This is a genomic window from Nitrospira sp. KM1 (assembly GCF_011405515.1).
Taxonomy (GTDB): Bacteria; Nitrospirota; Nitrospiria; order Nitrospirales; family Nitrospiraceae; genus Nitrospira_C.
On the sequence record NZ_AP022671.1, the window covers coordinates 4,265,982 to 4,279,735 of the forward strand.

11 protein-coding genes are annotated in these 13,754 nt (G+C 57.6%); 8 read left to right on the forward strand and 3 right to left on the reverse strand.

What is annotated here, in order from left to right; all coding sequences use genetic code 11:
- Nucleotides 1-19: 19 nt before the first annotated feature.
- On the reverse strand, nucleotides 20-1,936 hold the full coding sequence (locus tag W02_RS20185) for an acyl-CoA dehydrogenase family protein (protein ID WP_173051015.1): 1,917 nt from the start codon (nucleotides 1,934-1,936) through the stop codon (nucleotides 20-22).
- Nucleotides 1,937-2,171: 235 nt separating this feature from the next.
- Here W02_RS20185 and W02_RS20190 point away from each other — a divergent pair, with 235 nt between their 5' ends.
- The 3 genes from W02_RS20190 to W02_RS20200 are packed head-to-tail and all read left to right on the forward strand — an operon-like array spanning nucleotide 2,172 to nucleotide 7,373.
- Complete coding sequence (locus W02_RS20190; protein ID WP_173051017.1) at nucleotides 2,172-3,497, forward strand: thiolase family protein; 1,326 nt, start codon at nucleotides 2,172-2,174, stop codon at nucleotides 3,495-3,497.
- A 2-nt stretch (nucleotides 3,498-3,499) separates the two neighbouring features.
- Entirely contained in the window at nucleotides 3,500-5,674 is a 2,175-nt protein-coding gene (locus W02_RS20195) for a 3-hydroxyacyl-CoA dehydrogenase NAD-binding domain-containing protein (protein ID WP_173051019.1), read from the forward strand.
- 40 nt (nucleotides 5,675-5,714) lie between these two features.
- Nucleotides 5,715-7,373, forward strand: a complete 1,659-nt coding sequence (locus tag W02_RS20200; protein WP_173051021.1) for a long-chain fatty acid--CoA ligase — start codon at nucleotides 5,715-5,717, stop codon at nucleotides 7,371-7,373.
- Here W02_RS20200 and W02_RS20205 read toward each other — a convergent pair.
- A complete protein-coding gene (locus tag W02_RS20205; protein WP_173051023.1) occupies nucleotides 7,370-8,554 on the reverse strand; it encodes an NAD(P)/FAD-dependent oxidoreductase in 1,185 nt (394 codons plus the stop codon). The genes W02_RS20200 and W02_RS20205 overlap by 4 nt on opposite strands.
- A 77-nt stretch (nucleotides 8,555-8,631) precedes the next feature.
- On the opposite strand from W02_RS20205, the gene W02_RS20210 reads away from it, so the two are divergent.
- Together W02_RS20210 and W02_RS20215 are read left to right on the forward strand one after the other, a co-directional pair.
- Complete coding sequence (locus W02_RS20210) at nucleotides 8,632-9,843, forward strand: patatin-like phospholipase family protein (protein WP_173051025.1); 1,212 nt, start codon at nucleotides 8,632-8,634, stop codon at nucleotides 9,841-9,843.
- Between the two features lie 12 nt (nucleotides 9,844-9,855).
- A complete protein-coding gene (locus W02_RS20215; RefSeq protein ID WP_173051027.1) occupies nucleotides 9,856-10,545 on the forward strand; it encodes a glycerophosphodiester phosphodiesterase in 690 nt (229 codons plus the stop codon).
- 88 nt (nucleotides 10,546-10,633) lie between these two features.
- Here the strand turns inward: W02_RS20215 and W02_RS20220 are convergent, their stop codons facing one another.
- Nucleotides 10,634-11,359 carry a 2OG-Fe(II) oxygenase gene (locus W02_RS20220; RefSeq protein ID WP_173051029.1) on the reverse strand — a complete coding sequence of 242 codons (726 nt, stop codon included), beginning with the start codon at nucleotides 11,357-11,359 and terminating at the stop codon, nucleotides 10,634-10,636.
- 579 nt (nucleotides 11,360-11,938) lie between these two features.
- Between W02_RS20220 and W02_RS20225 the strand changes: the two genes are divergently transcribed.
- From W02_RS20225 to W02_RS20235, 3 genes are all read left to right on the forward strand, one after another.
- The gene (locus tag W02_RS20225; protein ID WP_173051032.1) at nucleotides 11,939-12,325 is read left to right on the forward strand and encodes a hypothetical protein; all 387 of its coding nucleotides are present in this window, start codon (nucleotides 11,939-11,941) and stop codon (nucleotides 12,323-12,325) included.
- 69 nt (nucleotides 12,326-12,394) lie between these two features.
- Nucleotides 12,395-12,664 carry a hypothetical protein gene (locus tag W02_RS20230; RefSeq protein WP_173051034.1) on the forward strand — a complete coding sequence of 90 codons (270 nt, stop codon included), beginning with the start codon at nucleotides 12,395-12,397 and terminating at the stop codon, nucleotides 12,662-12,664.
- Nucleotides 12,665-12,779: 115 nt separating this feature from the next.
- Nucleotides 12,780-13,751 carry a hypothetical protein gene (locus tag W02_RS20235; protein WP_173051036.1) on the forward strand — a complete coding sequence of 324 codons (972 nt, stop codon included), beginning with the start codon at nucleotides 12,780-12,782 and terminating at the stop codon, nucleotides 13,749-13,751.
- Nucleotides 13,752-13,754: the final 3 nt, after the last annotated feature.

Sequence of the window (13,754 nt, forward strand, 5' to 3'; positions counted from 1 at the left end):
GAGCCTAGCGTTGATCCGGCTATGGAGAGGCATTCGTAGTGCTGGAGCGCGGCGTCTCATGAAGAGCTGGTTCATCTTTGACGCAAGGCAGAATCCCTTCTTCGAGCCATGCGTATTGACCGTCCATGATCGCCTTGGACAGACTGTAGACCTGTGTATCTCTTTCCCGTTGCTGTACTCTGCCTGCCAGTGATGAAGAGGGATGCAACCGATCCGCCACGGATTCACAGAAATACTCGACGAGGGCCTGCATGCCAGGCTTGTCCCGCTTGTCAGGCTGAGACGCATACCAAATCGTTGCCGCCATCGGAAAAATCCACAAACTGTCATTGACCAGATGCTGCAATAGCAATTGTTTGTTGTGCAGACGTTGTCGGTGGCGGATTGTCGACATGAGCGTTGATCTCGTCAGATCCCGAGACGAGGATTCGATGAAGCGGACCCAGCGTGCATAATCTTGTCCGACCGAGGCGGAAGAGGCAGGAGATCCTCCAAAGGGCCAGATCGAGCTCATCGCCATGCGTGCGTAATACAGCGGCATGGTGAGTTTGTCCGACCATGTGCCCCTGAGAAAGGCCAGTCCCCGATCGATGTAGGGAGACAGCGCTTCGCGTGCCATCCAGATGCGGAGAATCTCGCTCGTGCCTTCCCATACGAGATTAATGCGCGCGTCCCGCAGCATGCGCATCACCGCAATGGCCGGCTCACCGCTCTTGTGCTGCGACTCGGTTGTCATGAACCCGCGTCCGCCGCGGACTTGGAACAGGTCGTTCACCGCCTCCCAGTACCACTCGCTACCCAGGATCTTGGCCGCCGCGGATTCCAATCTGAGGTCGCCCTTCCGGTTGGCCCATGCTCCACAGAAGGCCATCACCGCTTCAAGGGCAAGCGAGTATGCCGCCGTCCGGCACAGTTTCTCTCCGATCAAATTGTGCTCACCGATGGGCTTGTTCCATTGGACCCGCTTCCGCCCCCACCATCGCATGACAGAGAGGCACTGCTTCAGCCCTCCCAAACAGGCTGCTGGCAAGGTGAGCCGACCCACCGTGAGGGTGGCGAGCGCGATCCTGAGACCGTCCTCTTCTCCTCCGAGCCGATTGTCGACGGGAACGAATACGCGATCGAACGTCGGGGCGCCGTTGTAGATCGCTCGTACTCCTTCGAAGCGAAGCCGGGTGACGGAACATCCTGGCCAGTGAGTCTCCACGATGAAGGCGCCGTATCGTTTGGGGGCAGCTTGGTCCTGCACTTCCTCGGGGCGGTCCACGATGCGCGCGATCACCACGAGCATGGACGAGAGGAATTCGCCATCACGTTTGGCCGAATTGGTGATGAAGAATTTCTCCCCGCTCAGACGATAGCCGGTGGTTTGGCCCTGTTCCCTGACGCGCACGGCGTAGGTCTCAACCTTGGAAATGTCACAGCCGACATGCCGTTCCGTCAGCGCGAACCCGGAGAGTTCACCCCGGGCCAGCCGGGGCAGATAGGCCGTCTTCTGAGCCTCCGTCCCGAACAGGCGCAGGGGCTCAGGCACCCCGATTGATTGTGCGGCCGATAGCAGGACAGTGAGGGAGGAATCGACACTCCCGCACAATGTCGCGACGTGTTGGTATTCGGATTGGGTAAATTCCTTGCCGCCGTAGCATCGTGGAATTTTAATGCCGAATGCGCCCAACTGGGCCAAATCTTTCATGACCGCTTCGGGCAACTCTCCCTCGGAATCGATCCGTTCCGGATCAAGAGGAAGGAGTGTGCTCTTGAATCGCTCGAGAAATTCCTGAGCTTGCACGCTGATGAATGGGAGGCGGATCGAACTGAACAGGTGCCAGCGGACGTCGGACACGAAGAGACCGGCAAGAAATCCGGTGTAGGGGACTTTGTCGCGGGCGGTTTCCGCGACTGCGACGGAACCCTGAAATACCTCCGGTGGTGTCATGCGCAGCGGTCCCTTGACGGACTTCTACGATGCCGGGATCTCATCCATTGTACTGCATCGGGACGATCGTGTCATGACGCGATCGTCAAAAAGACACCCCTCCAATGCGGGAGGCGGGTTTCGCGAGGCAACCATGAGCTGAATGGCCGTTATCGTGGTACGATAGGGATGCAACAGGCCTACGGGCATAGGCGAGTGACAATTCTTCTTTCCGGTTCGGGACGGAGATTGCACGATGCGCAATGTCGTAGTCGTCGACGGATTTCGAACCCCGCTGTGCAAGGAAGGAACAGACTTCCGGGACACGGACGCGGAAGTCCTGGGCGCCTGGGTCGTTCGCGAATTCATCACCCGCTGTCATCGCTGGAATCTTCCCCTCACCACCATCGATTGTGTGCTCGGCAGCAATGTCGCGACGCCGATGCACGCGGTGAACCCGACTCGTGTGGCGGCCGTGACCGGCGGGCTTCCCGTTACGATTCCAGCCGATACCGTAGCGGGAAAGAACTGCGGTTCCGGCGTGACCGCGTTGTACTACGCGAGTCTCCGCATCAGAAGCGGCGACGCCGATGCCGTGCTCGCGGTCGGCATGGAGTCCATGAGCCGGATTCCCATCGTCTATGACAAGACCGTCGCCGATTTGCTGCTGCGCTATGGCAAGGCGCGCAGCCTCGGTGAGCGCGTTGCCGGCGCCGTTGGTCTTCTTCCGAAAATTCTCAATTTGAAGCGCTATCCGCCGCGAATCGGCTTGATGATGGGCCTCACCGATCCCATGTGCGACCTCATCATGGGGGCGACTGCCGAGAATATGTCCAAGGATCCGGCGTTCCACATCTCTCGCGAAGAACAGGATGCATTTGCCGTTCGTTCGCATACCCGGGCTGCGCGGGCTTGGAAGCAGGGTCTGTTCGAAGATGAAGTCGTCCCCATGTATGTCCCGGAGAGGAGTGCCCGCGTGGCTCGGGACAACGGAATCCGTGAAGACGCCTCGCTTGAGACCTTTCGCGAGGTGAAACCGGTATTCGACCGACACTATGGATCAGTCACGCCGGCCAATTCGTCTCAGATCACGGATGCGGCTGCAGCCTTGTTGCTGATGGAGGAAGGAAAGGCAACTGCGTTCGGCCTGCCAATTCTCGGTTACATAAGAGACTACGCGGATTTTGGGTATGAGCCATCTTGCATGGGCATGGCTCCTGTCGGGGCGATTGCGGCTCTGTTAGCCAAAACCGGGCTGAGCCTCAAGGACTTCGCCGTGTGTGAGATCAATGAGGCCTTCGCCTCGGTGGTGCTGGGCATCACCCGAACGCTCGATTCCTCCTCTCTGATGGAACAAAAGTTCGGCCGGTATGGATGGACCGAACGCTTGGGCGAGATCCCTCCCGACGATCTCAATCCTCACGGCGGCGCGATCGCCCTCGGGCATCCGGTCGGAGTCTCGGGACTTCGACTGGCCATGACGGCACTCTACGAACTCAGAAGGCGCAATGCGGAACGGGCGCTCATCAGCGCCTGCGTCGGAGGCGGGCAGGGTGTGGCCATGATGTTGGAGAGGAAATAGCTATGCAGGTTGAGCGGGACCCCTTTCTCGACAGCCTGGCCGGTCTTAGGCATTTCCAAACAACCGTGCTTCCTGACGGCATCCTCCTAGCGGGCTTCGATTATCGCGGCAGGTCCGTCAACGTACTCGATACAGAGAGTCTCACCGAATGGCAACAGGTGGTTCGCGTGGCCGAACGGTCTCCTGTGGTCGCCGGCGTCGTGTTGGTGAGTCTCAAAGAAGGAAACTTCTGCGCGGGAGCCGACCTCGAACAAATGCACCAGGCGCAGGAACGGCATGCGTTTCAGGAAATCGAACAATTGGTCCTGACGGCTCACCAGGCGTTTGACGGGATGGCGCGGTCAAAAAAACCGTTTGTCGCCGCCATAGAAGGGGCCTGTCTGGGCGGCGGATTGGAACTCGCTCTCGCCTGTCATACCCGGATCGTCAGCATGCATCCGAAGACCTGTCTCGCGCTTCCCGAGGTCAGACTCGGTATCCTGCCTGGATTCGGCGGGACACAACGGCTCCCTCGCGTCATCGGACTGCCTGCGGCGTTGAACATGATCACGACGGGCAAGATGATTTTTCCCCGCCAGGCATTGCGAATGGGGCTTGCCGACTCCATGGTCTCGTCGATTTCGTCTCGGATCCGGACGCTCGACGCGATTCAGCAGGAAATACTCCTTCAAGTTGCCATCGCAACCGCCCGGCGGCGCCCCGCGGCTCCTGTCAGGACATTGACCCGGAGGCTTCTTGACGCTTCGGTGATTCGCTCTGTGATGTGTCGATATGCCAGATATCGTGTCATCAAGCGCGTTCGGCACTTTTATCCGGCCCCGCTCCTCGCCATCGATGCCGCCGAACGCGGGATGAAGATGAGCATCTTGGACGGATCACTCACGGAGGAGAAGCCACGCCTCTTGGAACTGATGGCAGGTCCGGTCTCCCGATACCTTGTCGGCTTGTTCCTGTCTGGCGAAACAATCAAGCGCAGGGCCGTGACCGGTTCCGAGGCCGTAGATCGAGTCGCCGTGCTCGGAGCGGGTCTCATGGGTTCGCAGATTGCCGGGCTGCTTTCCGATAAAGGATATGCCGTCGCATTACGCGACATTGCTCCGGAGATTGTCGCCGCCGCCATGGCACGAATTCAGAAAGCACGAACGATGGAAGTGCGAAAGAAGATCATCCTTCCTTCGGAACTGCGGTACCGGATGATGCGGATTGCGCCTACCACGAACATGCTGGACGTTGGTTCCGTTCCCTTCGCCCTCGAGGCCGTCTCTGAAAAGCTCGATGTCAAGCGCACGGTGCTGGCAGATTTCGAATCCCATGCCGGCTCCGAGGCCGTGTTTGCCACGAATACGTCATCGTATACGCTGGCCGACATTACAGCCAAGGCGATTCGACCCGAACGGTGCGTCGGTCTTCACTTCTTCAACCCTGTCGCGAAGATGCAGTTGGTGGAAATCGTGAGGGCGCCGTGTACCTCCGAACGAGCGCTGGCGCACGCCTGTACCATCGCGAAACGTCTCGGTAAGTTCCCGCTGATCGTGCGGGACGGTCCCGGGTTTCTCGTCAATAGGATTCTCTCGCGCTACCTCGCTGAAGCCGTGATTCTGGTGGCGGAAGGAGTGCCGATTCGACGCGTTGATCAGGTGGCCAGAAATTTCGGCATGGCCGTGGATAGCGGTCATCCGATGGGTCCGTTGGAACTTCTCGATTTGATCGGTCTGCCGGTGGCCATGCATGTGTTGACGTCACTCTCCGTCCTGGGTTCTCGCATTGAATCTCGTGATGCCTTGCTAAGGCAGTTGGTTCCGGACGGAAGGCCTCCTCTGACATTCTGGAAGAAGGGAAGGGAGAACGCGCAGGCCTGCGAGGTCATTGACCGGTATCGTCGTGGGTCTTCTCCGGACATCCGCTCCGTGTCTGACGAGATCATTCACCGCCGCTTGTTTCTTCCGATGGTCGATGAGGCTGTCCGTTGCCTGCGCGACAAAATCGTCGGGCATCCGTGGGAAGTGGATTTTGCATTGATTCACGGCATCGGGTTCCCCGCATTTCGAGGCGGGCTTCTCATCTGGGCTCGCCAGGCCATGACGCCCGACGAAGTCAATAGAGGATTGGAATCGCTCGCGCGTCTGTATGGAAAGCGCTTTGAGCCGTTTTCAGGTCTTGCGGATGGAAGGTGGTAACAGCGGACGATCTCTCACTTCATATAGAACGGAGCGCGTCATGCCTGAACAAGCTTGGGTGTCGCATTACCCGGCCGGAGTCCCCCGCGAACTGCCATTGATTCCGGAGACGCTTCCCGACATGCTTGCCCACAGTGCACGACGCTTTTCACGCCGGCCCGCTCTCTATTTTTTCGGAAAGACCCTGTCCTATCACGAGTGCCATGTCACCGTAGAGCGCTTTGCCTGCGGCTTGGCGGCACTGGGCATTCGAAAAGGCGACCGGGTCGCCCTCTGCCTTCCCAACTCTCCGCAGGCTGTCATCGCGTATTTCGGCATCCTGCGCGCGGGGGGCATCGTCGTCGCGTGCAACCCGACCTATACAGAACATGAACTGTCTCATCAGCTTCGCGACGCAGGCGCGAGGGCACTCATCGTGCTCGACCAGATGTACCAGAAGGTCCATCATCTCGATCTCGAACTGATCATCGTCACGAGCATTACGGATTTCATGACCACCATCGCCAGGTATCTGTACCATCATCGGCATGGCAACCGTCCTGTCGAGATTCCATTGGGCGGTACTACGATTGCCTTCCAAGACATACTGCACCAGGTCACGCCGGTCGAGCCTGAGCGTCTTCCAGTGGTCACTCCTGATGATATTGCGGTCCTGCAATACACCGGGGGCATCACCGGCATTTCGAAAGGTGCCGAGTTGCGGCATCGCAATCTGACTGCGAATATCCGGCAACTGGTCAGTTGGTTCTCTCCCGCCGAACGGGTGGAAAGTTTTCTCGCCGCGCTTCCGTTGTTTCACGTGTTCGGAATGACCGTAACGCAGAACATTTGTCTCGCGGTCGGCGGGAGCATCATCCTGGTACCCGATCCGCGCAATATGCCCGTGCTGCTGACCCTCCTTCGTAAGACACGGCCGACCGTGATCACGCTGGTGCCGGCCTTCGTCCGCAAGTTGCTCGACCATTGTGACGCCCAGGACTTTACCGAGACCAAATTCGTGATTTGCGGCGGAGCGGCTCTTTCCTACGAACTGTTGAAGGAGTTCAAGGACCGGACAGGGCATTTGATCGTAGAAGGTTACGGACTTTCCGAAGCGTCCCCCGTGACGCATTGCAACATTCCCAGAGGCCTGTCGGTGAAGCGCTCCATCGGATTGCCCATCTGCAATACCGACGCAAAGATTGTCGACGAAGCAGGACGCGAGGTGAAGGAGGGAGAGGTCGGCGAACTCTGGGTTCGTGGTCCTCAGGTCATGGAAGGCTACTGGAATAATCCTGCCGAAACGGCCAGCGTCGTGAAACCGGGAGGGTGGCTGGCAACCGGAGACATTGCCCGAGTCGATCAGGATGGATTCTTCTACGTCGTGGACCGGAAGAAAGACATGATCCTCTCCACCTCGGGGTTCAATGTCTATCCGGCCGAAATCGAGCAGGCGCTGCTCCTCCATCCTCTCGTCAGCGAGGCTGCCGTGATCGGCGTCCAGGCCGGAGACGGCAGCGAAGCGATCAAGGCCTTTGTCGTTCCGAAGGCGAACTCGATCACGGCCGACGACCTGCTCACGCATTGCCGGCAGTATCTTGCTGCGTACAAGGTTCCCAAGAAGATCGAATTCCGTACAGAGTTGCCCCGTTCGATTCTTGGGAAAATGCTTCATCGGGTACTGCGTGGAGAGGAACGGACCCAATTGCAAGGCTCCTAGGTGTGTGTCCGGGAGCCATCCGGGATGGAGGAGTCAGTCGGATGAGTCAAAGCATTGATGCAAGGGAGATCGACGACATGCCTTGCAAGGGCCAAGGCAGCGGAAAGACCTGGCGATTCGATGCCGACGAGATTCACAAGCGGTGGACTGTCCCTGTCGACCGCCACAATGAAGTCGCTCCGGCATCCGTCCGCGGTGATCACGGAGGGCCGGATCCCCGAGTAGGACCACCGAAGCCGACATTCTCCGAGGGCAGGAACAAATTTACGCAGTGCCTGGATGAACATGTCCGGCGGAGTTTTATGCGCCGTGTAATCCCTCTTGTCTTGGACTGGGACCTCGTTCGGTCCTACAAACAACTGGCCGTTGGGTCGCGGGCTCAAATGAATGCCTTTGCCGGTCGCATGAGAGGGCAGGGCCGGATAGACCAGACGACTGATCAGTGGTTCCTTGTGGGGTGCGAAGACTTCGTAATATTCGCCTCTGATGGGACGGATCCTATACTTGTGTTCTCGAAGAACAAGGGACGCGACCGTGTCGGCGTAAAGGCCGGCAGCGTTGATCAGGCAAGAGGTGCGGATCGTCCGGTGATCCGTGGCGACCGTGTAGGATCCGGCCTCTTCGTCGATGGCCGCGACGCGATGATCGAAGGCAAACGTTACCCCCTGGTTTTGTGAGTCCGTCATGAGCGACTGCACGAAGGACTTGGGGTCGATGACGCACACACTTGGGATGAAGATTCCTCCCCCGGCATGGAGATTAGGCTCCAGCAGGCGCAGGCCTTTCGACGACATGAACTTAATGTCGATGGAGTTTTTCCTGGCATGGGACCACAAACGCCGCAGCATCGAGAGGTCCCTCCAGAGGCCGCGGCGGACATCTTCCCACGAGAAGGCGATGATCATGCCCGTCTCGAGCAATGGAATGCCCCGTTCCAACGCGTATGACGCAGCAGCCGCACTGCCGTTCAGAGCCAATAGACTCTTCAGCGAACCTGGAGATTCGTGGATGCCGCTGTGCAGTACCCCGCTGTTGCGAGTGCTCGTCTCGCAACCTGCCGAGCTGCACTGTTCCAGGACGATGATCCGCAGCGGGCGGCTCGGGTTTCGATGGCTCAACTCTCTGGCTACTGCACAGCCTACGACCCCGGCGCCGATTATGCCGATGTCATATGAATCCATGGTTCCGGCCTTTTCCATTCAGAAAATACGCGCGGTCGCGCCTCGTCCAGTCGATCTGAATGGATTGGAGACTGTCTATGCAGGATTTGGGGAGTAAGTACGGAAAGACCTTGTTCGTGTTGTGCGGAGGAGGCTGCAAAGCACTCATCCAGGCCGTTGCGGCATCGGAATTGATCAAAGCCGGCCTGACCCCCAGCCATATCGTCAGTTCCTCGGCGGGAAGCTGCAATGCCCTTGGCTTTGTCGAAAAGCCAGGAGCCGCGGGAGCTGAAAAGACTGTGCGCATCTGGGAAGACTATATCACCTCGCCCGAGGCGATTTATGACGTCCATCCGTTTCTCCGCGAGAAACTGACCCGTCTTCTCGGCGTCGTGCCGCGGGCAACGCGGGGACTGGCTCCCGGTTCGATGTTCCACGATCTCAAACGGGCGGTCCGGTTTTTCCCCCTCGTGGCTTCATTGGGACTGCGCATGCCGTTCCGAGCGGCGGGCCGGGCCGTGAGCTTTATCTTTCGTTTAATGGATTCCGTCGAATCCCAACAGACCTCCTTCCGCCGCCTTGTGCAGGCGCCGGAAATTCAGGAGACGTTCGATGAGATAGACAAATATTTCGAGTTCAAACGTATGAAATCCTTTCTCGATCCGTTTCCGCTGTTGGCGAGGCTTGGAGAGCAGATCAGTCTTCAAGACGTTATCGCGAGCCCCATCGTCTGGCACATCATGACCGAACGGTATGAAGACGGCGCCACGGTGGTCTTTTCCAACCGAGATCACGATCTGGTCATGGATGAACACGGATCCCCACGGACTCAGAAGGCCGTGTGCGACCTGTTTTTCACTCGCATTCGTGCCTCGATGGCCCTCTATCCGCTTTTCGAAATGGTCGAGATGGGCGGGTATCGATACCTGGATGCCGATCTGGCGAATCCCCTGCCTGTGGAGGAAGCCTTCGCACACGAATGCGACACGGTGGTCATTTTTCTGAATGTACCACGGAGCACCGTCCGCTTCGATCCACATCCGCTGCGCGACCTGCTGGAACTCAACGACCAGCTGCGGCTGAACGAGCGGTATATCCAATATCGGCTCCGAGAGGCCCAGATGCGGGCCAAGGCCACAGGCGTCAATCTCTTCGTTATCCGACCCGATGAAATCCCACCTGGCCTCGGACTCCTCGAGATAGACAGCAAGGTGATCGAATTCGTGAAACAGCAAGAAACGAAACGCATGCATGACTATCTGGACCATCTGGACACGCACAACCTTCGATTTGCGCCGCCGCTGCGTTGAGCGGGAGACGCCATGTCGCAGGTCCTGAGAATAGGTCATCGGGGCGCTGCGGGACATGCGCCCGAAAACACATTGGCGGCGATTCGGTGTGGAATCGACTGTGGCGTCGATTTCATCGAGATCGACGTGCGCAGTACACAGGACGGCATGTTGGTCGCTCTTCACGATGAGAGTGTCGAACGGACGCACAACAGGAGCGGGCGAATCGACCAATTGTCGATTCGAGACATACGAGGGTTTACGACTCGTATGGGCGAACACATTCCAACGGTACGGGAAGTGCTCGCCGTGGCGGCAAAGTCTGGGACAGGACTGATGCTGGAACTGAAAGCGAAGGGATTAGCCAGGAGTATTATTGACGAAGTTCGCAAGGCCGAATTTGCATGGCCTGTTTTCTATGCCTCATTTCTGCACGATGAGTTGACGGAGGTCCGGATGATCGATCCGGATGCCGCCATCATGCCATTGTTCGACCGTGTGCCGCATGAGCTGATCGAGAGAGCGAAGAGGTGCAGGGTCACGCATGTCGGCATGAAGCATACGAAGGTCGGCCGCGAACTCGTTCAGGACCTGCACCGCGTAGACATGCTGTTATGGGTCTATACGGTCAACAGACCTCGCGATATTCGACGTATGCTCTCCATCGGAGTCGACGGAATCATTTCCGATTTCCCCGAGCGCCTACAGCAGAAGGCTTCATGACGGCGACGGTGTCTTCAGGGCATGAAGCGATTGAGCGGTCACCAATCAATCCTCCCGACGAACGGCGATAGAACTCGTGCAGCGTGCATCACGTCGCATCATGAAAAATGATCCCCAGGGTAAATCGTTGTCCTGACAGGATTCGACTGACGCCGTGCCGCAGGTTTACGCGATAATATCCGCGCGTGCCATGTATCGGGCGATGACGAACTGCAAAGATGACCGCATCTCCCTGGAGCATCGGCACCACCATCGGTCGTGACTGCATCCGTGGCCGCTGTTCGGTCATCACAAATTCACCACCCGTGAAGTCTTTCAAGGGATCTGACAGTAACAGGGTGAGTTGAAGGGGGAAGAGGTGTTCACCGTACACGTCCTGATGAAGGCAATTGTAGTCATCGGGGCCGTAACGAAGGAGGAGTGCCGTAGGTTTCGTCTGTCCCGCCCGGTTGCAACGTTTGAGATAGTCGGTATGCCGTTCTGGATACTGGACGGGCACGCCCAAAGCAATGTTCCATTGATTCGCGATTGCTACCAGGTGAGGGTAGATCGTAGTGCGGAGCTGACCGACGACATCGGGCAGTGGATAAGAAAAGTATTTGTACTCACCGCGTCCGAACCCATGCCGTCCCATGATGATGCGGCTGCGAAATCGCACGTCAAAACTATAAAGACCTGACAGCGCGCTGCATTCCTCCGGATTGAGCAGCCCACAAACGGTTGCATATCCCTGCGCATCAAGGTTCTGCGAAATGCGACTCCAGTCGATCTGACCGATGCGGCGGGTCAAGCCCGTTGAAGATGTATCCGACATGAAGAGGCGGGCCGTTGAGTCATCCGTCTCCACTTGCGGCAAGACTTGGGTGGGTTGCCTATCCAGTCATGTGGGCCGGGCCATGTGCCGCTATGGCTGATCGTTCGACGGCCGATTATTGTGATCCAGCAGGGAACGGAGGTCAATATGCTGGATCTTGAGGTCCCCACCGCAGTCCGGCGAGATCTGGATCTTCGCCGTCAGGCCCCGGCTTGCGATTGGCCTTTTCGGCATTTCGCAGCGCGCGCTTGGCCTCTTTTTCCTTTCGATTTATTTGCAGCGCCTTCTCGCGATCACGTTTGGCGAGTGTGGTTTTTCCCGGGCGTCCGATGGTGTCCCCCTTTGTAAAGGTAAATGAGTGTTGCCGTCGAATCAGCCTCCGAATCCACGAAGGCGAATCGGAGTCTAGGGTTATCCTACCATTGAATAGGATACGACGGCAAAGAGGTGGTGCATTCCATGGGCTTCATGAGAGACGGTGTCTCGTGAGAGGGAAAAAACGTGCGATTGAGCGTGTTGACCAACTTAATGAGTGAGCGTAGCTTATGGGGGCATTTTGGGTGGAAAGGTTCCATCGTCATGGCCTGTGATATTCGGATCATCCCAGTCAAAGAATTTTTGAGGACGGATATCAGCGGTGTCATCGATCTGCGGGCAAGCCGCGAGCTGTTGGGCGATCTCATGACGGTGTGTTTGCATAAGAAGATGGACCGGATACTCATTGATAGTCGTGAGGCGAGTTCGAATGCCAGTACGACCGATGTATGGACGCTGGCGAATGACCTTGGAAGGTTAGGTGTCAGCCGGGAGTACCGAGTTGCGATCCTGAACCTTCCCAAGGATGATTTCGATCGTGGCGCGTTTCTTGAACTGTGTGCGTCAAACAGAGGGTACCAGTTGCGGGCATTTCGAGACTTCGAGGAAGCTTTTAAATGGTTGACCTCGGATGAAACTGCAGAGGTATAGAACAGGTACCTCTCGCGGCACGCAACGCGTAGCCTGTCCAACACCATTTTATGTATGAAAGGAGCGTTTATGAAGACATTGATGCTGTCGGCAGTCGTGATTGCGGGGATGGCTATGACCATTCCGGTCTATGCTGGAGACGTATCGGCGACCATGGAGAAGGCCAAGGGTGAGACCAAGGCCATGGGCGAAGAGGTCAAGGGACAGACAAAAGGCGCAGTAGAAGATCTTAAGGGGAACAAGACAAAGGCTGAAATGGAGCGGACGAAGGGCAAAGCCAGCGCTGAAATGGAGCGGGCAAAGGGCAAGGTCAACGAGACGATCGAAAAGACCAAGTAATTGCCGTGGTGGCTCTCGTGCCGGGTGTCTTATATCGAACCATCGAGGCTGGAGAGTCGAAGGCCTGTCGATCAAGAACGGTCGGCAGGCCTTCGGTCGTTAGACGGAGATTGTCATGCCGGATTTGATAACCGCCACCGATGATCAGAGGCGATTCATACTGGCTGCAATGCGTCATGTCGCCATTGCCGGAGGCCGGTTTCAGTTGAGCGCTCCTTCTGCTCGGTCGTTGCGGTCAGCCGCACAACACATGTTTCAACAATCGGAACAGCTCGATCTCAGCAAACTGCCGGAGGTGTCTCCCAGGGAGGTCGCCAGCTTGTTATCGAGTCGGGACCAAGCGGAGATGACCGTCCGGTTCCTCGCCGTGACGGCCCTGGTAGATGGAGAGTTAAACCGTGCCCGAATAGAAGCCGTCTTGGCTTTTGCCGACGCACTGGGAATCCGTGCGGATTATGTGACGCACCTCCAACGCTCCATCGAGGGTGATCTTCAGTGGGCGTTGAACGACATGAGCCGGCAGAACATTCTCAGCCTATGGAATGAACCGTGGGATGAATCGATCGATATCAATGATGTCTTTCTTCCCTACAAGGGGGGCAACGCTGATCCGGTGCTGGCTGCCCGCTACCATGCATTGGAACGGCTGCCCTCCGGCACGGTAGGACGAGCGTTTTCTGAGATCTATCGCGCGAATGGATACGCGTTTCCTGGAGAGGAAAAAGCCGTGAATGTTCGCTTTGCCACTCCCCATGACGCGACGCATGTGGTGAGCGGATACGATACGAGTCCGCGGGGAGAAATCCTGGTTTCCACGTTCACGGCCGGGATGCACGCAGTGCGACCGATGGAAGGGCATATACTTCCCGTACTGTACAGTTGGCACTTGAACATCAAGATCAACGACTTGGCCGGGGCCGCGAGCGGGCAATTGGACCCCGTTGGTTTTTGGGAAGCATGGGCGCGCGGCGCCCGTGCAAAGGTGGATTTGTTCTCTCCTGCCTGGGATTTTTGGGCCGTGGCGGGGGAACCGGTGGAATCGGCTCGCAGCTTCTACGGCGTCATCCCTCTTTCGAAAGTCCACTGACCG